The 24,799-nt window shown below is 62.1% G+C and carries 19 protein-coding genes and 1 riboswitch; of the genes, 7 read left to right on the top strand and 12 right to left on the bottom strand.

Annotation, left to right across the window (positions count from 1 at the left end; all coding sequences use genetic code 11):
* Positions 1 to 19: 19 nt before the first annotated feature.
* The 5 genes from K3180_RS06105 to K3180_RS06085 all read right to left on the bottom strand — a co-directional run bounded on the left by K3180_RS06105 (position 20) and on the right by K3180_RS06085 (position 5,737).
* Positions 20 to 2,854, bottom strand: a complete 2,835-nt coding sequence (locus K3180_RS06105) for a 2-oxoglutarate dehydrogenase E1 component (RefSeq protein ID WP_221539055.1) — start codon at positions 2,852 to 2,854, stop codon at positions 20 to 22.
* 33 nt (positions 2,855 to 2,887) lie between these two features.
* On the bottom strand, positions 2,888 to 3,778 hold the full coding sequence (sucD, locus tag K3180_RS06100; RefSeq protein WP_221539054.1) for a succinate--CoA ligase subunit alpha: 891 nt from the start codon (positions 3,776 to 3,778) through the stop codon (positions 2,888 to 2,890).
* A complete protein-coding gene (locus K3180_RS06095) occupies positions 3,778 to 4,266 on the bottom strand; it encodes a hypothetical protein (protein ID WP_221539053.1) in 489 nt (162 codons plus the stop codon). The genes sucD and K3180_RS06095 overlap by 1 nt, the downstream gene beginning before the upstream one ends.
* Entirely contained in the window at positions 4,259 to 5,221 is a 963-nt protein-coding gene (gene mdh, locus K3180_RS06090; protein WP_221539051.1) for a malate dehydrogenase, read from the bottom strand. Before mdh ends, K3180_RS06095 begins: the two co-directional genes overlap by 8 nt.
* Positions 5,222 to 5,524: 303 nt before the next feature.
* Complete coding sequence (locus K3180_RS06085; protein ID WP_221539048.1) at positions 5,525 to 5,737, bottom strand: hypothetical protein; 213 nt, start codon at positions 5,735 to 5,737, stop codon at positions 5,525 to 5,527.
* Between the two features lie 328 nt (positions 5,738 to 6,065).
* A riboswitch (cobalamin riboswitch) is annotated at positions 6,066 to 6,229 on the top strand.
* Positions 6,230 to 6,320: 91 nt separating this feature from the next.
* Between K3180_RS06085 and K3180_RS06080 the strand changes: the two genes are divergently transcribed.
* The 4 genes from K3180_RS06080 to K3180_RS06065 are packed head-to-tail and all read left to right on the top strand — an operon-like array spanning position 6,321 to position 10,715.
* Complete coding sequence (locus tag K3180_RS06080) at positions 6,321 to 8,237, top strand: TonB-dependent receptor plug domain-containing protein (RefSeq protein WP_221539046.1); 1,917 nt, start codon at positions 6,321 to 6,323, stop codon at positions 8,235 to 8,237.
* Positions 8,234 to 9,046 carry an ABC transporter substrate-binding protein gene (locus K3180_RS06075; RefSeq protein ID WP_221539044.1) on the top strand — a complete coding sequence of 271 codons (813 nt, stop codon included), beginning with the start codon at positions 8,234 to 8,236 and terminating at the stop codon, positions 9,044 to 9,046. The genes K3180_RS06080 and K3180_RS06075 overlap by 4 nt, the downstream gene beginning before the upstream one ends.
* Positions 9,043 to 9,996 carry a FecCD family ABC transporter permease gene (locus K3180_RS06070; protein ID WP_221539042.1) on the top strand — a complete coding sequence of 318 codons (954 nt, stop codon included), beginning with the start codon at positions 9,043 to 9,045 and terminating at the stop codon, positions 9,994 to 9,996. The genes K3180_RS06075 and K3180_RS06070 overlap by 4 nt, the downstream gene beginning before the upstream one ends.
* Positions 9,993 to 10,715, top strand: coding sequence for an ABC transporter ATP-binding protein (locus K3180_RS06065; RefSeq protein WP_221539040.1), 723 nt, complete (start codon positions 9,993 to 9,995; stop codon positions 10,713 to 10,715). The genes K3180_RS06070 and K3180_RS06065 overlap by 4 nt, the downstream gene beginning before the upstream one ends.
* A 63-nt stretch (positions 10,716 to 10,778) precedes the next feature.
* On the opposite strand, the gene K3180_RS06060 is transcribed toward K3180_RS06065, so the two are convergent.
* The 5 genes from K3180_RS06060 to K3180_RS06040 form a co-directional block, all read right to left on the bottom strand.
* Complete coding sequence (locus K3180_RS06060) at positions 10,779 to 13,043, bottom strand: M3 family metallopeptidase (protein WP_247710364.1); 2,265 nt, start codon at positions 13,041 to 13,043, stop codon at positions 10,779 to 10,781.
* A 153-nt stretch (positions 13,044 to 13,196) separates the two neighbouring features.
* Positions 13,197 to 13,844, bottom strand: a complete 648-nt coding sequence (locus K3180_RS06055) for a hypothetical protein (protein WP_221539038.1) — start codon at positions 13,842 to 13,844, stop codon at positions 13,197 to 13,199.
* Positions 13,841 to 14,383 carry an RNA 2',3'-cyclic phosphodiesterase gene (gene thpR, locus K3180_RS06050; protein WP_221539036.1) on the bottom strand — a complete coding sequence of 181 codons (543 nt, stop codon included), beginning with the start codon at positions 14,381 to 14,383 and terminating at the stop codon, positions 13,841 to 13,843. Before thpR ends, K3180_RS06055 begins: the two co-directional genes overlap by 4 nt.
* 37 nt (positions 14,384 to 14,420) lie before the next feature.
* Positions 14,421 to 15,347, bottom strand: a complete 927-nt coding sequence (locus K3180_RS06045) for a lysozyme (protein WP_247710363.1) — start codon at positions 15,345 to 15,347, stop codon at positions 14,421 to 14,423.
* A 346-nt stretch (positions 15,348 to 15,693) separates the two neighbouring features.
* Positions 15,694 to 17,979 carry a YadA-like family protein gene (locus K3180_RS06040; RefSeq protein ID WP_221539034.1) on the bottom strand — a complete coding sequence of 762 codons (2,286 nt, stop codon included), beginning with the start codon at positions 17,977 to 17,979 and terminating at the stop codon, positions 15,694 to 15,696.
* A gap of 497 nt (positions 17,980 to 18,476) precedes the next feature.
* Between K3180_RS06040 and uvrA the strand changes: the two genes are divergently transcribed.
* Positions 18,477 to 21,431, top strand: coding sequence for an excinuclease ABC subunit UvrA (gene uvrA / locus K3180_RS06035; protein WP_221539032.1), 2,955 nt, complete (start codon positions 18,477 to 18,479; stop codon positions 21,429 to 21,431).
* Between the two features lie 48 nt (positions 21,432 to 21,479).
* Here uvrA and K3180_RS06030 read toward each other — a convergent pair whose 3' ends face one another.
* The gene (locus K3180_RS06030) at positions 21,480 to 22,181 is read right to left on the bottom strand and encodes a helix-turn-helix transcriptional regulator (RefSeq protein WP_221539030.1); all 702 of its coding nucleotides are present in this window, start codon (positions 22,179 to 22,181) and stop codon (positions 21,480 to 21,482) included.
* Between the two features lie 244 nt (positions 22,182 to 22,425).
* Here K3180_RS06030 and K3180_RS12995 point away from each other — a divergent pair, with 244 nt between their 5' ends.
* Entirely contained in the window at positions 22,426 to 23,073 is a 648-nt protein-coding gene (locus tag K3180_RS12995) for a response regulator transcription factor (protein ID WP_221539028.1), read from the top strand.
* 102 nt (positions 23,074 to 23,175) lie between these two features.
* Positions 23,176 to 23,472 (top strand): hypothetical protein, encoded by a 297-nt coding sequence (locus K3180_RS06020; protein ID WP_221539026.1) that lies wholly within the window; start codon positions 23,176 to 23,178, stop codon positions 23,470 to 23,472.
* A 178-nt stretch (positions 23,473 to 23,650) separates the two neighbouring features.
* On the opposite strand, the gene K3180_RS06015 is transcribed toward K3180_RS06020, so the two are convergent.
* Positions 23,651 to 24,799, bottom strand: a 1,149-nt coding sequence (locus K3180_RS06015; protein WP_221539024.1) for a reverse transcriptase domain-containing protein, incomplete at its 5' end; no start/stop codon positions are given.

The raw sequence follows: 24,799 nt of genomic DNA, 5'->3' as shown, positions 1-24,799 counted from the left end.
TTTCCTCTTCAGGCCTCGATCAGTTGCAATCGCTGCGGACGTTGGGGACATCGCCGCCATTGAGCCCGAGCGCAATATTGACGAGCGCTTCCTGCTGGACCTGGTGGCGGCTGGCAAAGCCAGTGGCGGGCGAAGCAGCCACTTCGCGTCCGGCATAGCAGGGACGCATGCCCTTCTTGCCGGCCTTGTCTGCGGCTTCTTCGATCAGGCGATCGACGAAGAACCATGCGCCGTTGTTCTTGGGCTCTTCCTGGCACCAGACGATGGTTTCCAGATTGGGCATGCGTTCGAGCCGCACGGCGAGAGGCTCGCCCGGGAAGGGGTAAAGCTGCTCGATCCGGACGATGGACACGTCATCGAGTTCTGCCTCGTCGCGCCGCTGCATCAGGTCGTAAGCCACCTTGCCGCTGCACAGCACCAGTCGGCGGACCTTCTTGTCGTCGATCCTGGTCAGGTCCGACTTGATGCGCATGAAGTGATGGTCGCCCATGAAGTCTTCGGCATTCGACTTCGCCAGCGGGTGGCGCAGCAGCGACTTGGGCGTCATGATGACCAGCGGTTTGCGGAACGGGCGCAACATCTGGCGGCGGAGAACGTGGAAATAGTTCGCCGGCGTGGTGATATTGCAGACCTGGATATTGTCGTTCGCGCACAGTTGCAGGAAGCGTTCGAGGCGTGCCGAGCTATGTTCCGGCCCCTGGCCTTCATAGCCATGTGGCAGCAACAGCACGAGACCGTTCGCACGCAGCCACTTGACCTCGCCCGCAGCGATAAACTGGTCGATCATGATCTGTGCGCCATTGGCGAAATCGCCGAATTGCGCTTCCCACATCACGAGGCTTTTCGGGTCCGCCATGGCGAAACCGTATTCGAAGCCGAGCACGCCGTATTCCGACAGCGGGCTGTCATAGACCTCGAACTTGCCATGGGGGAGGGTGGTGAGCGGGATGTATTTGTGTTCGTCCAGCTGGTCGACCCAGACGGCGTGACGCTGGCTGAAAGTCCCGCGACCGCTATCCTGACCCGACAGGCGCACGCCGAAGCCTTCAGTCACGAGGCTACCGAAGGCCAGTGCCTCGCCGGTCGCCCAGTCGAACCCTTCGCCGCTGGCGAACATTTCGCGCTTGGCATCGAGTACACGGCCGAGCGTCTTGTGGATCGTGATGCCCTCGGGGACGGTGGTCAGCGTCCGACCCAGACTGTCGAACAGCTTCTTGTCGATCGCGGTTTCCACGTTGCGACGCGCGGTTTCCGGATCGGCCGGCTTGTTCATGCCGGCCCAGCGACCGCCGAACCAGTCGGCCTCATTGGGCTTGTAGTCCTTAGCGGCGGCGAATTCTTCCTCGAGATGCGCGTTGAATTCCTGGCTCAACTTGTCGCCATAGCCAGGTTCGATCACGCCCTCTTTCTCAAGCCGCTCGGCATAGATCGTGCTCACCTTGGGGTGGTTGCGGATCTGCGAATACATCAGCGGCTGGGTAAAGCTCGGCTCGTCGCCTTCGTTATGGCCGAAACGGCGATAACACCACATGTCGATCACGATGTCGCGGCCGAAGGTCTGGCGGTATTCGATTGCCAGCTTGCAGGCGAAGGTCACCGCTTCGGGATCGTCGCCATTGACGTGGAGAATCGGCGCCTGGACGCCTTTGGCCACATCGGAGGGGTAGGGCGAACTGCGAGCGAACTGCGGGCTGGTGGTGAAGCCGATCTGGTTGTTGATCACGAAGTGCAGGCAGCCGCCGGTATTGTAGCCGCGCACGCCGGAGAAGCCGAGGCATTCCCACACGATGCCCTGTCCGGCAAAGGCGGCATCGCCGTGAAGTAGCACCGGCAGCACCTGCTCGTGCTGCTTCAGATCGTCGCGGATAGCCTGCTGCGCGCGGGTCTTGCCGAGCACGACCGGGTTCACCGCCTCCAGATGGCTGGGGTTGGGCACGAGGCTCATATGCACATCGATGCCGTCGAAGGTGCGGTCGGTGCTGGTGCCGAGGTGGTATTTCACATCGCCCGAGCCGCCGACATCGTCGGGGTTGGACGAACCGCCCGAGAATTCGTGGAAGATGACCTTGTAGGGCTTGCCCATAACGTTTGCGAGGACGTTCAGCCGGCCGCGGTGGGCCATGCCGTAGATGATCTCGCGCACGCCGAGCTGGCCGCCGTACTTGATCACGGCTTCAAGTGCGGGAATCATGCTCTCGCCGCCATCGAGGCCGAAACGCTTGGTGCCGACGTATTTCTTGCCGAGGAACTTCTCGTACTGCTCGCCGCGGATCACGGCGGCGAGAATGGCGCGCTTGCCTTCCTCGGTGAACTGGATCGTATCCTCGGGCGTCTCGAACTTGTCCTGCAGGAACCTGCGTTCCTCGGTATCCGAGATATGCATGTATTCGAGGCCGACCTTGCCGCAATAGGTCTCACGCAGCACGCGGTAGAGCTCGCCCACCGTGACCCATTCGAAACCGAACACGCCGCCGACATAGACCTCGCGGTCCTCCTGCCCGGCGAATTCGTGCCATTCCAGCGTCAGGTCTTCAGGGATATCGCGGTGCGACAGGCCAAGCGGATCGAGATCGGCCGCAAGGTGCCCACGCACGCGGTAAAGGCGGACCAGCAGCATCGCACGGATGCTGTCGTCGGCAGCCTGCGCGATCGCCTTCTGATCGGTCGGCTTGCCGGCCTTTTCGGATGCCTGCGCGACCGCAAGCCGCATCTGCGTGGGATCGAGCGCCGCGGTCAGATCCGCGCCGCTGTCGACCACCTCTGCCAGCCAGCGGGGGTTGCCCCAGCTAGGTCCGGCTTGCGGGCCTTCCTGGTCGCCCATTTCGGGCAGGAAGTTCTGGCTCTCGTTACCCATTGTCAGTCCTCATGGAGAAGGAGCGTTTGGCGGTTACGCCAGTTCCTTCAGCATCGCATCGAGCGTCGTGCCGAGTTCGCTGGGGGAGGGCGACACGCGGATGCCCGCGGCTTCCATCGCAGCGATCTTGTCGTCCGCACCGCCCTGGCCGCCCGACACGATCGCACCGGCATGGCCCATACGGCGGCCCGGAGGCGCCGTGCGGCCCGCGATGAAGCCGACCATCGGCTTCTGGCGGCCCTTGGCGGCCTGTTCCTTGATGAATTCGGCCGCTTCTTCTTCCGCGCTGCCGCCGATTTCGCCGATCATGATGATCGACTTGGTAGCGTCGTCGTCGAGGAAGAGATCGAGCACGTCGATGAAGTTGGTGCCGTTGACCGGATCGCCGCCGATGCCGACCGCGGTGGTCTGGCCGAGGCCGACCATAGTGGTCTGGTGGACGGCTTCATAGGTCAGCGTGCCCGAGCGCGAGACCACGCCGACGCTGCCCTTCTTGAAGATGTTGCCCGGCATGATGCCGATCTTGCATTCATCCGGCGTGAGAACGCCGGGGCAGTTCGGGCCGATCAGGCGCGACTTGGAACCTTCGAGCGCGGCCTTGACCTTGACCATGTCGAGCACCGGAATCCCTTCGGTGATGCAGACGATCAGTTCCATCTCGGCATCGATCGCCTCGCAGATCGCGTCAGCGGCGAAGGGCGGCGGGACGTAGATGCACGAAGCGGTCGCGCCGGTTTCGGCCTTCGCTTCGCGCACGGTGTTGAAGTTCGGCAGGCCGATGTGCGTGGTGCCGCCTTTGCCGGGTGTCACACCCGCAACCATCTGCGTCCCGTAATCGAGCGCCTGCTGCGTGTGAAAGGTTCCGGTGTCGCCGGTCATCCCCTGCGTGATGACCTTGGTGTTCTTGTCTACGAGGATGGACATCAATTGCTCTCCATGCGGGTCCCTACGACAAGGCGCAGGCTAGGTTTTTGTTTGGAGCCGGTCGGGGCCATCTGCACAGCCCGGCCTTCTGCGAAGAAGGTTATTTGACCATTCTTGTCCGGTTTCGGGAGCTGGTCGCCCCAAGCGGACTTGAATTGATCGAAGGCCTTCGAATTCTTGATTCTGGCAATCACGACGCAAACACCGTCGCCCTCGAGGGCGCTTAGCATGATGATGGGCGCCCGTTCGGGATTACCGAAAATAATCGGTCCATCGCCTATTGCTTTGCCTTTGCTATCCGACATGCTGGCACGCTGCCAGCCCTTGGCAACGAGTGCGTCGGGGGCAAGGGCGCCGCTCTCCGTGACCGCAAAGCAATCGTTGTAGCTCTCGTAAACTTCGCCGAGTTCGGCCACGCGCATTTCCGCGTTGGCCGGGGCAACGACAAGGGCAACGAGTGCTGCGCTAGCGGCGACGCGCTTAAGCAAGGCTGCTATCCAAGTCCCTGCAAGCTTCCAACAGTTCCTCGACCGCGTCGGTCGAGACCTTGAGGTTGGCCTTTTCCTCGTCCGACAATTCGATTTCGATCACTTCTTCGGTGCCGCCCGCGCCGATCATCGTCGGGACGCCGACATAGAGCCCGTCGAGGCCGTATTTGCCTTCGACATAGCTGGCGCAGGGAAGGATGCGCTTGGTGTCGCCGAGATAGGCTTCGGCCATGGCGATGGCGCTGGTAGCGGGGGCGTAATAGGCGGAGCCGTTGCCGAGCAGGCCGACGATTTCGCCGCCGCCCTTGCGGGTGCGGTCCACGATCTCGTCGATGCGGCTTGCCGATACGCCCTTGATCCTGGCGAAGTCGTTCACCGGGATGCCGTTGATCGTGGTGTAGCTGGTGACGGGGACCATGGTGTCGCCGTGGCCGCCGAGCACGAAGGCGTTCACGTCCTTCACCGAAACGTCGAATTCCCAGGCGAGGAAGGTTGCGAAGCGCGCGCTGTCGAGCACACCGGCCATGCCGACGACTTTGTTGTGCGGCAGTCCGCTGAATTCGCGCAGTGCCCACACCATCGCGTCGAGCGGGTTGGTGATGCAGATCACGAATGCATCGGGGCAGTTGTTCTTGATGCCTTCGCCGACCGCCTTCATCACCTTGAGGTTGATGCCGAGCAGGTCGTCGCGGCTCATGCCGGGCTTGCGCGGCACGCCGGCGGTGACGATCACCACGTCTGCGCCCGCGATATCGGCGTAATCATTCGTGCCGGTGATCTTCGCGTCGAAGCCTTCGATCGGGCCGCACTGGCTGAGATCGAGCGCCTTGCCCTGCGGCATGCCTTCGGCGATGTCGAACAGGACGATGTCGCCCATTTCCTTCTTCGCGGCGAGATGGGCGAGGGTGCCGCCGATCATGCCGGAGCCGATAAGCGCGATCTTCTTGCGTGCCATTAGGGATGCGTCCTTCCGAGCGTCGCGGGACCGTAATGCCTGGACCGCTATGGCGCACGTAAGTCCCGCGTGGGTACGCGCGCCCGGTGTTCGGGAGGCGACCTAGGCTTGGGATGAAGGGAATGCAACCGCAAAGACCAACCATCGGCGAACTATCTTTGCAAATAGTTCGCAGTAGCATTAGACTGTTTGAGGGTTGTCCTTGATGGGTAGACGTCTGGGCAGCCGCACAGGTTCCCCGGCGCCCGGAAAGATACCCGATGCGGGTCTGGATGGAACCGGACTTGCGACCGGAGGAAACGATTAGCCGATCAGGCGATCCTCGACCGGACGGCGCAAAGTTTCGAACCTTGCCGCAGCGCCTGCGTCGAGTTCACGGGCGATGCCCACCCAGTGGCGATAGTCTTCCTCTTGGGCTGCCGAGGCCGCCAGGGTCGCATTGTTCAGGGCGACCGGAACGGCGCGGAGCCCGTGTTCGGCAAAATGGCGCAAAGCAGCCTTCGTCGTGTCGCTCATGATCTCCCGGGCCTCTCGTCCCGCACTATCGTTTGCGACCGCACCGATTTTTCCTCGGCTCAGGACCCTGGCAAGGGGCGAACGCACGGCGCAGCGCGCAGACGCAAAACGGACGGTCATTTCGATCATGCTCCCCGTGGTGGCCGCTGGCTGATCCAGCGCTCCGGCTGAGGTACCTTATACTGCGGTCTCGCTAAACATCCGTTCCACAGCATGCTTGCCACGATGTTAAAGGTTCTGCCGGTGCTATTACGGAGCGGCGTCGATCTGCGAGGCCGGTTGGAGAGAACCATGCAAGCGTCTTGTCCTTCGGCCATCGCATGGCTAGAGGGCGCGCATTGGTACGGGTCAAGGGAACGCGGTGCGATACCGCGGCTGCCCCCGCAACTGTAACCGGCTAGGCGCGCTCCGAGGTGCCACTGCGAAAGCGGGAAGGTGGAGCAGGGCCGATGATCCGGGAGCCAGGAGACCTGCCTGTACCAGTCGTTCGGCCGCGGGCGGGGTGTACCGATGGCAAGCGGGGACGGAGTCGATCCAGACTTCCTCCCGTCATGAGCGGCGTTCGTTCGTGATAGGAGGAATTGTGTACAAGTACCTGTTTTTGCTCACCGCTTCGGCGGTTCCTGCAACCGTGCATGCGCAGACTGCAAGCGAAGAAGCGCTGGCCGAGATCATCGAGCGCCAGGACGCCGAGGGCGAGCCTGAGCCGAGCGGCGAGGAAGCCTATGTTCACACGCCGCAGCCCGCCAGCGAATCCGTCATCACCGTGACCGCCAACGGTCTGGGAACGGACCTGCGCAACACCGGCCAGTCCATCACCGTGATCGACCGCAAGGAGATCGCGACGCTCCAAGGCGCCGATCCGGCCAATGCGCTGGCCCGGGTGCCGGGGCTGTCCTTCTCGCGCAGCGGGCCGGTGGGCACGGTGACCAGCGTCAATGTTCGCGGCGCGAATGCGGACCAGCTCCTGGTACTGGTCGACGGCGTGCGCGTGGCCGATCAGGCCAGCCCCTCGGGCGGGTTCGATTTCGGCAATCTCCTGCTCGGGACGGCAGGCAAGATCGATGTCCTGCGCGGCTCGAACAGCACCATCTGGGGCTCGGAAGCCGTGGGCGGTGTGGTCGATATCTCCACCCGCACCGAACGCGGCATGACCGGCAGCGTCGAATATGGCGCGCGTGACACGCTGTTCGCCAGCGCCGCCGCCGGGACAGGCAATGACGATGTGTTTTTCGGCCTGACGTCGTCATGGTACGAGACGGACGGATTTTCCGCCGCCGCATCGGGGACGGAAGCCGACGGCTCTCAGCAATTCGCCATCGGCTCGACCGCCTTCGTCAACCTTACGCCCAGCCTGGAAGCCTTTGCTCACGCCAATTTCGCCGAAGGCGAGGTCGAGATCGACGGCTTTTCCTCCACCGATTTCAGCCCTGCCGATAGCGACGACATGCAGAAAACCACGCGCTATTGGGGCGACGTGGGTCTTGCCTATTACGGCAACGACCTGACCCTGCGTGCGGCCTACAGCCTGTCGGATACCGAGCGCAGCAATCGCGATGGAGACGGCGCGGAGACCTTCGGCAGCGACGGCCATTCGGAGCGGCTCTCGCTGCGCGGCGAATACCGCCTGCTCGGCGGCCTATCGCTGGCTTTCGGCGGCGATCACGAATGGACCAGCTTCGTCACCAGTTTCGACAATGCTGCCGAAACCGAAATCAGCGGCGCCTATGCGCAGCTCGGCTGGGTCATGGGCAATCTCGCGGCACATGCCGGGGCCCGCATTGACGACCACGAACTGTTCGGTTCGCAGACCAGTTTCGGCGGCGATTTGAGCTATGGTCTCGCAGGCGACTGGCGCGTGCGCGCGAGTGTCGGCGAAGGGTTCAAGGCACCCACGCTCTACCAGCTTCTGTCATTCTACGGAAACGAGGATCTGGAGCCCGAGGAAAGCACCAGCTTCGATCTGGGCGTGGAAAAGGGCCAGCGCGGATCGGGCCTCCACCTCGCGCTCACCGGTTATCGCCGTGATAGCGACAATCTGATCGGCTTCGGCTTCACCTCCGACCGGCCATCGGGCGTCTATCTCAACACGGCGGAAGCCCGCGCGCAGGGTATCGAGGCCGAGGCGGGTATCGACCTGGCACCCGGCCTGCGCCTTGCGGGCATCTACTCCTATGTCGAGGCGGAAGACCGCACGACCGGATTGGACCTTGCGCGTCGGCCCGACCATTTCGGGACCATTTACGCCGACTGGGAAAGCAGCTTCGGCCTCGGCCTTGGCGCGGACCTGCGTATCGTCGGCCCGAGCTGGGACAATGCTGCGAACACCAACCGGCTGGCCGGATACGAGCTGCTCGATGTGCGCGCATCGTTCGACATCGGCGACAATCTGGAATTGTTCGGAAGGGTCGAGAACGTCTTCGACACCGAATACCAGACAGTTGCCGGTTATGGCACCGCCGGGCGCGGCGTCTTCGGCGGAATACGGGCGAAGATGTGATCCGCTTGCTGCCCGTTCTGGCCCTGCTGCTCGCCGGTTGTGCGGGGGCGGGGCCGGGGCGCAGTTCTCCGGACTATCGCCCGACGGTCGTCAGCCTCAACCCCTGCGCCGACGCGATCCTCGCCGAAGTGGCCGAGCCGGGGCAGTTGCTGGCGATTTCGCACTACAGCAAGGACCCGCGGGCAAGTTCGATGTCGGTGGAGGACGCCGCGCGCTTTCCCGCGACCGGCGGCACCGTTGAAGAAGTGCTCGCGCTCGATCCCGACGTGGTCGTGGCGAGCACTTTCATCGCGCCCGCTACCCGCGCCGCGCTGGAGGATCTCGGTCTCCGCGTGGTGACCTTCGGGGGCACTGCGGATATTGCGTCCAGCATTGCCCAGATCCGCGAACTCGCTGCTTTGGTGGAGAACGACCGGGAGGGTGAAAGGCTGGTAGAGCAGATAGAGCTGGCTCTTTCGGAAGTGGCGGACACCGCAGAGCCTGTCGAAGCTGCGCTGTGGCAGCCCGGCGGAATCGTGCCCGGTGAAGCCTCGCTGGTGAGCGACCTGCTGCGGCGCACGGGGTTTGCCAGCTATTCCGAGGCGCGCGGCATGGCACAGGCGGACTATCTCTCGCTCGAGCAGGTCGTCGCCGATCCACCGCAAGTGCTGCTGGTCGCCGGGAGCGAGGCGGGTCAGCGGCACCCGGTTCTGGACGAGGTCGATGGCATGGCCCGGGCAGATTTCGACACGCGACTTATCTATTGCGGCGGGCCCACGATCATCCGCGCTGCCCGGCGACTGAAAACGATCAGGGACACAGTCTCGTGAACCGCGCTACATTCGTATTCGCCCTGCTGCTCGCGCTGGCCCTGCCGCTTTCTCTCTTGGCTGGCCGTGTGTGGCTGGACCCGGCGACCACTCCCAATGCCGCGCTGATCCTGGGCGAACTCCGCCTCCCGCGCGCAGTGCTCGCTGTCATCGTGGGCGGCGGACTGGGCGCGGCTGGCGCTGCGATGCAGGGCTACCTCCGCAATCCGCTGGCCGATCCCGGCCTGTTCGGCATCGCCCCCGGCGCGGCGCTGGGCGCGGTGGTGGCACTCTGGTTCGGCTATACGGCGAGCGCGTGGCTGCTGCCGCTCTTCGCGCTGATCGGCGCGGGCGGGGCCATGGCACTGCTGGCTGCGATTGCCGGGCGGACGGGCGGGATTGCCTTGTTCACGCTCGCGGGCCTGATGGTGGCGAGCCTCGCCGGGGCATTGACTGCGCTTGCCATCAGCATGGCGCCGAATGCCTTCGCCATGAGCGAGATCGTCTTGTGGCTCAACGGCGCACTGACCGACCGCAGCTGGCGCGAAGTCTGGCTCTCCGGGCCGCTGGTAGCGCTTGGCGTGCTGCTGCTCTGGCGCACCGGGCGCTCGCTCGATGCGCTGACGCTGGGCGAGCCGGTTGCCCGGTCGCTGGGGATAGACACTTCGCGCCTGCTCTGGCTGCTCATTCTCGGCATCGGACTGACCGTCGGAGCCGGCGTAGCGGTAGCCGGGATCATCGGCTTCGTTGGCCTGATCGTCCCGCATCTCGTCCGCCCCCTGACCGACAGGAGACCTTCGCAATTGATCGTGCCAAGCGCGCTTGCCGGTGCATTGCTCGTTCTTGTTGCGGACAGCCTTGTGCGCATCCTGCCGTTAGTGACCGAACTGCGGCTGGGCATCGCACTCAGCCTGCTTGGAGCACCTTTCTTCCTCTGGCTGCTGCTGCGCATGAGAAGGGGGCTGGCATGACGCTCGACGCCTCTGCGATCTCACTGACAAACAGGTTGAGCGAGATTAGCTGCAAGCTGAAACCGGGCGAAATCACCGCGATCTGCGGTCCTAACGGCGCCGGGAAATCCTCTCTGCTACAGGCTCTGGCAGGCTTGCTGCACATCGATGCGGGGCAGGTCTCCCTCGACGGCCAGCCGCTACCTCAGCTGCCGGATCGCGCCAAGCGCATCGGGTATTTGGCCCAGGCCCCGGAGATTGCCTGGGATGTGACGGTGCGAAGCATCGTCGAGCTGGGCCGCATCCCGCATCGCGACACATTGCCCGGCCCTGTCGATGCGGCGCTGGAAGCGCTTGAATTGACAGGGTTCGAGCAGCGGCGGGCGCAGGCCCTGTCGGGCGGCGAACAGGCACGGGTATTGCTGGCACGGGTGCTGGCTGGGCAGCCCGACTGGATTTTGGCCGACGAACCGCTTGCCGCGCTGGACCTGGCGCACCAGTTCCATCTTACCCGGTATATGGAAGGCATCGCTGCCAGGGGATCAGGGGTCGTCGTGGTCCTGCACGATCTCGCCATCGCGATGAATCATGCGGACCGCGTCCTCGTCCTCGACCGGGGCCAGCTTGTAGAGGATGACGTACCGGAAAAGGCACTGTCCGCCGAACGTATCGAAAAGGTCTGGGGAACGAAGATGCGCTGGCTTGGCGAGCCCGGCGCCCGGGCACTTGCACCCTGCTGACACTGGTGCCTCGTTGAGGAAAGGGCGGGGTAAGCCGAACCGCTCACCCCGCCTAAAACCCGATTAGTCGACCGAAGTATCGCCAGTGCTACCGACATTGGCCGGGCCGTCGTCCGACACTTCGCTATCGGCTGCTTCATCGCCCGGGACAAGGCCGCGTGCTTCGAGCATCGGGGTAATCTCCGGCTGGCGACCGGCGAAGTTCTCGAACATCTCGAAATAGTCCATCGTGCCGCCGCGGCTCAGAACGGTTGCGCGGTAGTGGTCACCATTTTCGCGGGTCAGCCCGCCATTCTCGCGGAACCACTTGCGGCTGTCGCGATCGAGCATCTCGGTCCACAGATAGCTGTAATAGCCTGCCGAATAGCCGGCCGGTCCGCTGAAGATGTGATTGAAGTAGGTGCTGCGATAGCGCGGGGGAACGAGGTCGATTTCGAGACCCAGTTCTTCCAGCGAATTGCGTTCGAAGGCATCGACCTTTTCAGGCGTGTCGAGCGCAGCGGCTTCTTCCTTGCTGAGCGCAGCCCATTTCATGTCGAGCAGCGCGGCAGCGACGGTTTCGCCGAAATCATAGCCCTGGTTGAACTTCGAGGCGGCTTCGATCCGGTCCACCATCGCCTGCGGGATGGTCTCGCCGGTCTGGTAATGCTTGGCGTAATTCCTCAGCACCTCGGGCCAGGTCGCCCACATTTCATGGACCTGGCTGGGATATTCCACGAAGTCGCGCGCCGTGGCCGTGCCGGACAGGCTTTCATAGCGCTGGTCGGCAAAGAAACCGTGCAGCGCGTGGCCGAATTCATGGAAGGTGGTGTTGACCCAGTCGAAGCTCACCAGTTGCGGCTCGCCCTCGGGTGCCTTCGGGATGTTGAGCACGTTGTAGATCACCGGCTTGGTGCCCCACAGATCGCTCTGGTCGACGAAGTTGCTCATCCATGCGCCGCCCCGCTTGGAGGGCCGCTGGAACGGATCGAAATAGAACAGGCCGAGTTCGCTGCCATCGCGGTCGAAGACGGTGTAGGTCCACACGTCCGGGTGATAGACGGGCAGGTCGGTACGGCGTTCGAAGGTCAGGCCATAGAGCTTTTCCGCCATGTAGAAGACGCCGTCTTCCAGCACCTTGTCGAGCTGGAAATACTCCATCATCGCGTCTTCATCGAGATCGTAACGCTCTGCCTTGATCTTGTTGGCATAGCGATACCAGTCCCAGGGCTTCACCTCGTAATCGCCGCCGTCGGCTGTGATCGCCTCGGTAAGAATGGCTGCTTCGCGGCGCTGCGTAGCGGCTAGGGGAGGGACCATCTGCTCCATGAAATCGAGCGCGGTCTTCGGGGTTTCGGCCATGCGATCCCACATGGCGTAGGTCGCCCAGTCGGGTTCCCCGAACAGGGCTGCCTTCTCGGCGCGCAGTTCGGCGATCCGCGCGATCAGCTGGCGGGTATCGATATCGGTCGTGCCGTCGGCGCGGTGGAAGCTCGCCATAAACAGCTTCTCGCGCGCGGCACGGTTTTCCATGCTGGGCAGGAGCGGCTGCTGCGTGGTGTTCTGCAGGGCAATGGCGTATTTGCCGGGGAAGCCCTTCTCGGTTGCCAGATCTGCGGCAGAGCGGATGTCGCTTTCCGACAGGCCTGCAAGATCGCTGCGATTGTCGAAGATTACGGGCTGGTCGGACATGGCGGCCCGTGCGTCCTGGCTGAATTCGGTGGTCAGCGTGGAAAGCTCGGAATTGATTGCCTTGACCCGTTCACGCTGCGCATCGGTCAGCAGCGCACCGGCATGGACCATCCCCTCATAGGTGTTTTCGAGCAGTTTCGCATCTTCGGGCGTCATCGTCATGGCGGCGCGGTTGTCGTAAACCGCCTTCACGCGGGCGAAGAGTTCAGGGTCCAGCGTGATGCTGTCGCCATGCGCGGTGAGCTTGGGGCTGATTTCCGTGTTGATCTCGTCGAGGCGGTCGGTGGTGTTCGAACCGGTCAGGGCGAAGAAGACGCGGCTGACGCGGCCCAGCATCCGGCCCGATTTTTCGAGCGCGACGATGGTGTTCGCGAAAGTCGGTTCGGCAGGATTGGCCTTGATGGCCTCGATCTCGGCCTTCTGGATGGCCATCGCCTGTTCGAAGGCGGGGATGTAGTCATCCTCCGACACGGCGCTGAAGTCCGGTGCCAGGAAGGGCAGGTCGCTGTCGGAAGCGAAATAGCCGGTACCTTCGGGCACGGATACCCCGGCATCTACTGCGGCATCGGCGATCGGGTCCATTTCTCCTCCGGGTGCGGTGGTGCAGGCTGAAAGAAGGGCGGCTGCGGCGGTCGTGGCCAGGATATGGGCCTTCATGGTCTCTCCAGTATTTCTTACGGTTGCTCAACGCTAACGCGCGAGTGAGCAGCTTGGTTACATTTGCGACGATTGCAAGAGACTGAACGCCGCTGGCGAACAACCTTCCCCGGTCGAACGATCAACGAGCATCTACGAAATGCGCGGGCATGATCAATCGAGCGGCCTTCCAAGGCCGCGTTCTGCCTGGTCGCGCGCAGTTTCTGCAGCTTCGTCCAGCGCCTGCCGATTTACGGTCATGACCCGGGGTCGGCCCTGTTCGTCGACGACCAGCCAGAGCGAGCCGAGTTCGAAAAAGGCCCCCTGGTCCTTTTCTACGGTCATCCTCGACAGATCGAGGCGCTGGAGCACCGAGAGCATTTCTTCGTCGAAAATCTCCTCGAACAGTGTGTCGATCTGGTCTTCGCTCAATTCATGCCGCTCGCCGTTCTCGTCGATATACAACAGCGGAATACCGACTTGTTCGAGAATGCGGCCCCGGTCGCCGCCGCGAGCCGCGTCGCGCAGGCTGGCTATCGCCGCTTCGAACTGGCTGGGGCTCGCGCCGGTGGCGCAGGATATCGCGCCGCCTTTCACGGCATCGTGGGCGCGGTCGAATTCGACATTCGGATCGTCCTGTTCGGACCATACCATCAGCAGGCAATTCTCGCCCGGATCGGGAGTGGCCTGTGCCTCGACCGTCTGCAACAGTTCCTGCCCCTTTGGGTCATCCGATGTCGTACCGCTCGACACAGGAGAGCAGGCGGTGGCAAGCGCGCCTAGCAAAAGCGCCGGAAAGGGTCGTAAGCGGTATGCAGTCATTGTGCCCCGGCGGAGTAAGTGAGGACGGGTTCGTACAGCGAACCCTGGTCCCGCAAATGGCTCTGGTACAGGATATAACTATCGACCAACCACGGGCCAAGGGAGAGGCCCGCGCACGATACTAGAAAAGGCGTCGCTGGCCCGCTGGACAGGTTGAGCCTCGCCAGGGTTATATGGGGCTTGAACTTGCGCCCTTCCGGGGGAAGCCCGCATCCTGTGCAGGCCAGTTCGACCTTTCGCTGGAGCCTGACGAGCGGATCGCTCGGCTCGATTCCAGCCCAGATCGAGGTGGGCCGCCCCTTGCGCTCGAAAAAGCCGCAGCCCGAGATGCGAAGTTCGAATGGCTCGAAACGGATGGCTGCGGCTGCTTCGGCGAGATCGTCCGCCATATGCGTCTCGACCTCCCCGACATAGCGCAGGGTCAGGTGCAATTGCCCATCGTCCTGCCACCGGGCATTGTCTATTCCCGTCATGGTTTCGAGAAGTCCGGCCCGAATTGCGGCTGGCGGCCGGATGCCGAAGAAAAGGCGATAACTCATAAATCTGCTTCACCTCCGGCTCTTGCACCGGAAGCATTCAAGTCAGGTTCGACGAACCGGTTTCGCGAGGATCCTCGTAGGATGCATCCATGAAGATCTGCGCCCGTCGCTCCGACCGGAACTCGAGGCCGCGGGCGTACCTGCCACCGGCATGCGTATAGTTCAACTCTGCGGCAATTCCCTCGTAATCGCCCGCCTTGATGGCGGCGTTCAGCCGGGGGCTTTCATTCTCCGAGACATTGCCGAGGCCGACATTGTATACGAGGTCCAGCAAGGCGTCGAATTCGTGCTGGAACAGGGGCAGGGTGCCCACCAGGATACGCACGCCCCGTTCGGCGGTTCTCAGGTCGCGTTCGAGGAAATCGAGCGCCTGTTCGTCGCTGATGCGGTCGCCCACGCGCAGATTGTCACCGGGTCTGACCAGATGCCCGACGCCGACGGTCGGATATCCCGCCACATCCCGATAGACGGTGTAGCGGACACCTTCTTCCTCGATCAGGGCTTGTTTGAACCGGTCGCTCGCCTTCAGCAGCGCGGCAGGTTTGCGCACATTGTCGGCAGCGTTAAGCTCCAACTCGATCGGATTGGTCTTTCGTGAGCTGGGCTTGTGCGCGGGTGGCCCGGTAAATGCGGCAAGGCTCATGGCGCCTGCTCCCATAAGCAATGACGCGCGCTTGCGTGTCGAAAGCCTGGGCTTGACGCTGAAGACCTGTCCAGCGGCACGGCGGGCACGCTTCAGGTCCTCGCGATGTCTGCGATGCCTGCGGATTTTGGCAAGAAGACCACGCGGCCCCTTGCGATCATCAGCGCGGGGCTTGGAGGTCCAGTTTTCGTCGTCGAGCGGCCGGTTGAGTTCCGCCATGATCGCCTCCAGACGCTCGCTCTGGATCGAGTCCTTCCGAGGGGGGCGAAGATGGGGAATGTCAGCGGGCGCGTCTGTTCCATTATGCTTCTTTTCTGACATGAATGTCGTGCGCCTCGTAAACTGTTATTCGGGCCGTAATGGAAGAATATCCCCTACGGCGGGCCTCCGGTGCGCGGACTGGAATCGTTGCGGGCACCGGGCCGTGTACAGTTATCCAACGGCTGGAATGGGCGTTCGGTCCACGCTTCACCGTCCCTGCACAACGCATGGCAGGCGAACGGCGGGCTTCAGGCGGCAGCCCGCGTGGGTGGAATCCTTCTCCGGGATGCCATCTGGCGCTAGCGAGGGGGCGGGCGGCTGCGCCCCGCCAGTCCTGCCTCCGGATACAGACGCATCCCGGCGGCGGTAAATACCGCCGCCGGAGAGTTTCACAGTATCGCCGTTCTCAGAAAGAGAAGCCCGCGCCGGCGGCCACGCCACCTTTCCCGTGGGTGTCGAGAGTACCGGAGACTTTGACAACCCCGCGGCCATCGTTGAACGCCCGCGAGTAGCCGAAGCCGAAAGCGGTTTCGCCCCGATAATGGCCGATTCCCCCGCCGACCATGGAGCGGTCGGCTTCGATCGCCTGGGGAATGCTCGACATGGCCATCGCAGCCGCAGTTCCCGAGAATGCATCCTCGCGCAGCTCGGCCAGATCGAAGCCGATTTCAGCAACTCGGAGGTCCGTATACTCGATTGCCTCGGCAAAACGCTGGTCGGTATACCCCATCGTTTGCTCCATGACGTTATTCAGCCCCGATTGGAGCTGGCCCAGATTGACCGCATCGGTAGCGGCCATCCCGTTGGCAACGTTGTGCAGCCTGACCGGAGCGCTTGCATCGGCCCCGACAAGGGTGACGTCGTTCGTAACTGTGCCGCCATTGCTTACGGTCGGATCGTCAGGATCCGAATATTGCACGGCTACGACCGTGCTGCCGGACAGGTTGTTGTTGATCGTTTCGATATCGGCGGCGTTTTGCGCCACGTTCTGGTTCGTCTCGAAAAGCTGGCTTCCGTTGACGGCCTCGGTGGAATCCGCGGAAAGCGTCCCTGCCGCCACATTGGTAACCGTTACGGCTCCCCCGCTGGCACCTACGAATGCCGCAGTATCGGTCGGCACATCGCTGGGCGTGGTGCCGTCCGCATCCGAAACGTAAGTGACCGGTACGTTGGCTAGCTGGACCTGGATATCCGTAATATTCGTAGTGTTCGTTTCGACGCGGGTATCGAGATTTACGATGTCGCCTTCGTTGACGGTAACCCGGTCGTCGATCGAAGCGATGTCGCCCTCGTTCACGGTGACCCGGTCGTCGATTGCAGCGATGTCGCCCTCGTTTACGGTGACCCGATCGTCGATCGCGGCAATATCTCCTTCATTGGTCGTGACACGTCCGTCGAGATCGATAATATCGCCCTCGTTGACGGTTACACGGCCATCCAGATCGGCGATATCGCCTTCGTTCACCGTGACCCGCCCGTCGAGATCGGCAATGTCGTTCTCGTTCTGGGTTATCCGTCCGTCGAACTCACCCACGGTCACCTGGATATCGCCAACGTCCGTCTGGAGATCGGCTATCGCCGAAGAATTGTCGGCAATATCGGCTTCGTTTTGCGTTACCCGTCCATCAAGCGCCGAAACCGCCTGATTAGTTGCAAAAAGCTGGGATCCATTGACGGCATCGGTCGAGGTCGCATCCAGGGCGCCCGGTGCAACATTGGTGATCGTGGTGCCACCAGCGCCGCCCAACGTCACACTCGCCTGGGTGGCATCGTCATATTGCACGGCTGTGTCCTGCAACGCCGCGATATCGCCCTCGTTTGCGGTGACCCGTCCGTCTATTGCCGCGATTTCGCCCTCGTTCACGGTAACACGACCATCGACAGCGGCAATGTCTCCCTCATTGACGGTCACGCGTCCATCGAGTGTGGCGATATCATCGGCATTGGCGCCCACTGCCTCGTTGGTGGCAAACAGTTGCGACCCGTTTACCGCATCGCTCGAACCGGCTGAGACAGCGCCCTCTGCGACATTGGTCACCAGCGTGCCCGATGCGCCATCGAGCGTAACCGAGCCATGGCTTGCGTCATCGTACTGGACCGCATCCGCCGTTGCGGCGGCGATGGATGCATCGACCTGACCGACCGTCGCAGCATCGGTGGCCGCCGTTCCATCGGCTACATTGACGATCTGGCGTTCGGCACCGACAGCACCCACCGAAACGGTGTCGGCCCGATCGGCCACGGACCCCGCTCCCAGGGCCACGCTGTTCGCGGCAGTCACGGAAGCATCGGTGCCGATGGCGACCGCACCCGTAGCGCCAACTGCCGTGCTGGCATTGTTGCCGAATGCAATGGCATCGACTTCGCCTGCCGAAGCCACCTGTCCGTTGGCCCCGAGACCGGAAACCCGGTTGCCACCAATCTCGATACCGCCTTCCTCGTCGAGCGTGAGATTGTCAGCCGTAATATTGCAGTCGTCCGAAGCGGTAATGACGTTCCCTTCGGTGTCGAGTATCTGCAGGCTGATGGGATCGCCTTCCGCTGCATCCGCCAGGATCGAGCTGAGGTCGATGTCGAGATCGGTAATCGTTGCGAGCGGTGCCAGGATCAGCGTTATGGTCGTGATATCGTTTACCGTCGTCTCAAGTTGATTCACGATCGGCTCGTTTACCGCTCCAATTACTTCGGTCACCGCAGATCTGGGCAAGGTGATTCCGGAACAGACATCTACGACCGGCTGTAGTTCTTGGGCTTGCGCCGGAGTGACAGTGGTCGTTCCACCGACCAATACAAGACTCAGGGCCAGTGTACTGACCCCGGTTGCACGAAAAGTGTTATGGATAATCACTAAAAGACCTCATGCTTAAGTTTATACGCCTATTTGTGACTTATAATTCTCAGCAGTAATCAAAAGGTACTTTGGGGATTTTGTAAATTAGGTGATGATACCTAAATCAAATGTTATATTTAATTAGGGGTATGATCTTATTTACGGACATTTGCCGGTCGTAGTACCGTCAGTTTCGATATTCTCCCGGCGTTCGGATCTGTCTTCGTCCCACGCCTTTGCAATCGGGGAGAGGGTGCCTATTTTGTGAAGCAACCGGGAAGGGCATCGATGCCGAATTGGTATCGGTCGTGAACGACCTCCCTTGACCCAGGCGAACAATTCGGGAACATGCTTCCTTCATGGCACTAACCAAAATCTCTGTCCGCGGCGCGCGGGAGCATAATCTCAAGGGCGTCGATATCGACCTGCCGCGCGATGCGCTGATCGTGATCACGGGCCTTTCCGGCTCGGGCAAATCCTCTCTCGCCTTCGATACGATCTATGCCGAGGGGCAGCGGCGCTACGTGGAATCGCTCAGCGCCTATGCGCGCCAGTTCCTCGAGATGATGCAGAAGCCCGATGTCGAGCATATCGACGGGCTCAGCCCCGCCATCTCGATCGAGCAGAAGACCACCAGCCGCAATCCGCGTTCGACCGTGGCGACCGTCACCGAGATCTACGATTACATGCGCTTGCTGTGGGCGAGGGTGGGGGTGCCGTACTCTCCCGCCACCGGGCTGCCGATCGAGGCGCAGACGGTCTCCAACATGGTCGACCGGGTGATGGCGTTGCCCGAAGGCACGCGGCTCTACCTGCTCGCGCCGGTCGTGCGCGGCCGCAAGGGCGAATACCGCAAGGAACTGGCCGAATGGCAGAAGGCCGGCTTTACCCGCGTCCGTATCGACGGCGAAATGTATCCGATCGAGGAAGCGCCCGCGCTCGACAAGAAGTTCAAGCACGACATCGAAGTCGTGGTCGACCGGCTCGCGGTCAAGGAAGGCATCGAGACGCGGCTGGCCGACAGTTTCGAACAGGCGCTCAAGCTCGCTGACGGACTTGCCTATGTGGACTTGGCCGATGGCGTGGTGCCGGGCCGCGAGGGCGAAACCGAAGGCGGCGGCGCGATGAAAGGTGCGGGCATTCCCGCCAACCGCATCGTGTTCTCCGAACGCTTTTCCTGTCCGGTCAGCGGGTTCACCATCGAAGAGATCGAGCCGCGGCTGTTCTCCTTCAACGCGCCGCAGGGGGCCTGCCCGACCTGTGACGGGATCGGCGAAAAGCAGCTGTTCGATCCGCAGCTGGTTGTGCCGAACGAGGCGCTGAGCCTGAAGAAGGGCGCTGTCGTGCCCTGGGCGAAGAGCAACCCACCATCGCCCTATTACATGCAGGTGCTCGCCAGCCTGGCGAAGGAATACGAGTTCGATCTCACCACGCCGTGGGAGGATTTCGACAGCGAGATCCGCGACATCATCCTCTATGGCACCAAAGGACGCGCGATCCCGCTGACCTTCAAGGACGGGCGCAAGCAGTACACGGTGAAGAAGCCGTTCGAAGGCGTGATCGGCAATCTCAACCGCCGCATGCTGCAGACCGAAAGCACCTGGATGCGCGAGGAGCTGGCCAAGTTCCAGACCGCGCAGCCGTGCGAAACCTGCAATGGCAAGCGCCTCAACGAGAAGGCGCTGGCGGTGAAAGTCGCGGGCACGGACATCGCCACCCCCACCAAGATGAGCGTCGCCGATGCGAAGGACTGGTTCCTCGCGCTGCCCGATCAGCTGGGCGACACGCAGCAGCAGATCGCGCGCGCCATCCTCAAGGAAATCAACGAGCGGCTGGGCTTCCTCGACAATGTCGGGCTCGATTACCTCAATCTCGACCGGACCAGCGGCACGCTGAGCGGCGGGGAAAGCCAGCGCATCCGCCTCGCCAGCCAGATCGGTTCGGGCCTCTCGGGCGTGCTCTATGTGCTCGACGAGCCCAGCATCGGCCTGCACCAGCGCGACAACGACCGGCTGCTGGAAACGCTGAAGCGCCTGCGCGATCTCGGCAACACGGTGATCGTGGTGGAGCATGACGAGGATGCGATCCGCGCCGCCGATTACGTCGTCGATCTGGGCCCCGGCGCGGGCGTCCACGGGGGCGAGGTGGTGGCCGAAGGCACGCTCAAACAGGTGCTCAAGTCGAAGAAATCGCTCACCGCCGCCTATCTCACCGGCCGCCGCGCGATCGAGGTTCCGGCCAAGCGCCGCAAGGGCAACGGGCACAAGCTCACCGTCCACGGTGCACGGGCGAACAACCTCACCGATGTCACCGCATCGATCCCGCTCGGCACGTTTACGTGCGTCACCGGGGTGTCGGGCAGCGGCAAGTCGAGCTTCACCATCGACACGCTCTATGCCTCCGCCGCGCGCACGCTCAACGGCGCGCGCGTTGTGGCGGGCGCGCATGACAAGGTCACGGGCCTCGAATATTGCGACAAAGTGATCGAGATCGACCAGTCGCCCATCGGCCGCACGCCGCGTTCCAACCCTGCGACCTATACCGGCGCCTTCACCCAGATCCGCGACTGGTTCGCCGGCCTGCCGGAAAGCCAGGCGCGCGGGTACAAGCCCGGGCGCTTCAGCTTCAACGTCAAGGGCGGCCGCTGCGAGGCGTGCCAAGGCGACGGGCTGATCAAGATCGAGATGCACTTCCTGCCCGACGTCTACGTCACCTGCGAGGAATGCCACGGCAAGCGCTACAACCGCGAAACGCTGGAGGTGAAGTTCAAGGGCCTCTCCATCGCCGACGTGCTCGACATGACGATCGAGGATGCGGAGGGCTTCTTCAAGGCCGTCCCCCCGATCCGCGACAAGATGCACATGCTCAACGAGGTCGGGCTGGGTTACGTCAAGGTCGGCCAGCAGGCGACCACGCTGTCAGGCGGCGAGGCGCAGCGGGTGAAGCTGGCGAAGGAGCTGTCCAAGCGCAGCACCGGGCAGACGCTCTACATCCTCGACGAACCGACCACGGGCCTGCATTTCGAGGACGTGCGCAAGCTGCTCGAAGTGCTTCACCGGCTTGTGGACCAGGGCAATTCGGTTGTGGTGATCGAGCACAATCTCGACGTCATCAAGACCGCCGACCACATTCTCGACCTTGGCCCCGGCGGTGGGGTGCGGGGCGGGAAGGTCGTGGCGCAAGGCACGCCGGAGGAGGTGGCCGAGGTGCCGGAAAGCTTCACCGGCCACTACCTCAAACCGATGCTGGAACGCGCCGGAGCGGCCCCCACGCCCGCGAAGAAGGCGAAGCGCCAGCGCGAGGCGGCGGAGTAGGGCGGTCAGGCCCCACCCCCCGTTCCGGCACGCCCGCCGGCCCGGGGGTCAGACCATGCCCAGCTTGTGCGCCACCAGCACGGCCGACACGCGGTCGTGAACGCTCAGCTTTGCGAAGATGCGTTTCAGGTGCGTGGCCACGGTGGGCATGCCGATGCCGAGGATGGTGGCGATGTCGGGGTTGGTCTTGCCGGCGGCCACCCACTTCAGGATTTCGCGCTCCCGCGGGGAGAGGTGGTACACCTCCTTGCCCGCATCCACCCCCAGCTGCTCGAACTTCCAGTGCGTATGCTGGGCCACCGCGTGCATCAACGACCTGTCGGCCGCGGCAAGATCCTCGTCGCTCACCTGGGCGATGCCGAAAAAGCCGCGCGCGTGGGTCCGGCCATGGGTGGGCATGCCCAGCCCGTTGGTCACGCCCGAGCTGTAGAATTCGTCCAGATAGCCCCGCTGTATGTCGGTAACATCGACCTTCTCCAGAATGCCGTGGAGCGTATCCACCTCGCCCGTTTCGATCACATAGCTGGGGATCGGATCGACCAGCGAGAAATTCATCTCGAGATACCGCTTTATCCATTCCTCGGGCATGCCGCGTTCGAACATCTGGAACTGGCCGGGTTCCGACAGCGACGGCAGCACATAGCAGACGGCATGGAAACCGTGATCGGCATAGAACCCGCTCACCGTCGTCAATAGCTCCACAGGGCACTGCGCCTGGTCGATCTCGCTGAATATCCCGGTCTCGTGCATAGGCTCCCTCGCTGCCAGATGCGCCCGATATGGGGTTATTTTCTTACTCTTCCCCTACCGCCACAGCCCCCTTCCCGGCACATGGTTCCCGCCTGTACGGGACATTAACGTCGCCGCCGCGTCGTATCGGCGTCATCCAACCGGATGACACTCGATCGGATGACTGTTCATCTAGTTGAAAAGACGTAGTTTTCACGGACATATCGAAGCTGCGCGGGACACCTCCAAAAAGGGCAGGGACCGCGTGAAAAAAATCTTGGCCGGGGGGCTCGCAACCATGTCCGTATCCAATTTCATCGTCGTCGATGCCGATTCCGGCCGTGCCAACGGCCTCAGCCGTGCGCTGTCCGCGCTGGGCTATGCCTTTCCCGTCACCCGGCTGGAGGAGGTGGGCGAGGCCTGGCCCGACGAATGCGCCATCTTCGTGGCCGATCACGAAGGGCAGCTTGCCCGCGCGATCGAGTTCATCCGCGAACGCGGCATCTTCTATCCGATCATCGCCTTCAGCCCGTCGCCCACCGCCCAGCGCGTTGTCGAAACCGTCCGCTGCGGCGTGATGACCTATCTCGACTGGCCCTGCGACCAGGCGCAGCTCGAACGCACGCTCTCCTCTATCGGGGACAGCTGCGATATATTGTTCAAGGAAGGTATCCGGCGCGCGCAGGCCTTCGAACTGATCCGCACGCTGACCGAACGCGAAAGCGAAGTGCTCAACCGGCTGGCCAGCGGCGCATCGTCGAAGATGATTTCCGGCGAACTCGGCATCAGCGCGCGCACGGTGGAGGTCCACCGCACCAAGATCCTGTCCAAGCTGAAGGTCCGCAACGCCATCGGCGCGGTGCGGCTGGCGCTGGAACTCAAGCTGCCGGAAGTCCCGTCCGTCCATCATTGAGCGCCGGTGCGCGGCGGCGGGGCAGGCTGCACAAACGCGATTTTAACCCCTCCGGCCTATCGTCGCCGCAATCTCGTCCAGCGATGCGTGGAGGGCATGGGCATGAAATGGCTGGTACTCCTGGGCGCGGGCGTGATCGGTTTCCTCGCCGCCTTCGGCTTTACGAACAGCGACGAGATCGGGGCGGAGGTCGACAAGCGGCTGGACGAAGATTTCGTCGCCCAATGTGTCGCACGCGCGCAATTCCCCGCCGAACTCCAGCCGAAAGCACCGGAAATCTGCGGCTGCATGAAGCGCGAGTTCGCCAATCGCGGGATGAAACTGACCGACGCCTTCGGTGAGAAGAAGGCCGAGATGCAGACGATTACCCAAGGCTGCGCCCGAAACGCGATGATGTAGGCCTGCCCGATCTGCATGTAGTGGTGGGCGGGGGCGATCCGGCGCGCGAATACACGCTGCACGGCGCCCGGGTGACCGATTGCGCGGCGGAGCAGGTCTCCTTCGCTTACGAGCGTGTGGGGTAGTGATGATCCTTCGTAAAGTTGGATAGTCAAGCAAGGGGCGCGAGGGCGCGACGTTAGTCTAACGATCTCGGCCACTCAAAGGGAGAAAACTGGACACTAGTTAAGCCAGTATATCCGAGAAAGCTCGCCGCGAGATCAGCCTTTCCTGCGGTGAGCTTTTCTTGCGCCATTTCTGTAGCCTTAGAAGAATAATCTAGGTAAACTGAAGAAATCCTTCGGTCTACGTTTCTGATGGTTTCTAAGTCGTTACAGAAGCGATAATGGTTGGCCCAGCCCCGCGACATACCCGAGATTTTATAGAGAGTTTTCGGGATGGAATATTCTGCCTTGAAGTCAATGAGGGATTGAGCGCTACGAATAGACTGTAGTGATTTCGCTGCCACTTCGGTGGCTCTTCTGACAATACTTGACCTCGATTTCTGAGATGGTCGCAAAAGTCCGTTACAAAAATCTATACCTAGATATTCAAAATTCTGAGAGATTTCGATGGGCGCTGGAGATGTTTTATCAGAAGCGAAACTCATGCCTAACTCGTTCAAAATTCGTTTGGCCTGTCTGAAGCGAGCATTGGCGGCGCGAGCTGACGGGGCGATTATTATTATGTCATCTACGTATCGGATGCAGGAACAGTCACCCACATTAAGCTGCATATCGAAATCGCTAAGGACTAAATTACCAAGAAAGGGCGACAGACAAACGCCTTGCCCAACACCGACGTCACCATAGGGGAATGCATCTTTGTGCCGCCACAACTCTTCATGGTTGGCCAAGTCGACGTCGATAGCTTCTTCAAAGAGCTTAATGAATTTTGCGTCGCTTGAATGAGCGGTTACACGCCTTACTGCATCGCTTTTTCTAATATTTGAAAAAAATGACGAAATATCGGCGACTATTACATGGCTGCCGCCCCCTTCGATCGCTTTCAACACGGCTCGTACTGCGGCGGGTACTCCGCCAAACTCATCGCCCTCCCGTTTGGGAATTCCTCCAAAGCTCGCCGGTTGGAAGGCGGCGGTCTTTATTGTCGGATCGGAGATCAAAGCATCCAGAATGCAACGTTGAACAACGCGGTCTGTTGCTCGAGGTATTACGATTGGTCGAACGCTACCCGGCTTGTTAGGCTTCTCTAGGCCCTGTTGACAAACTGATTGGTCCAGAGGCGGGCGGCGGCGATATGTATGAAGCCGAGATAGCTTGCTGAG

Source organism: Qipengyuania huizhouensis (genome assembly GCF_019711635.1).
In the GTDB taxonomy this organism is placed as follows: domain Bacteria; phylum Pseudomonadota; class Alphaproteobacteria; order Sphingomonadales; family Sphingomonadaceae; genus Qipengyuania; species Qipengyuania huizhouensis.
This window is presented reverse-complemented; position numbering and strand designations above follow the sequence as displayed.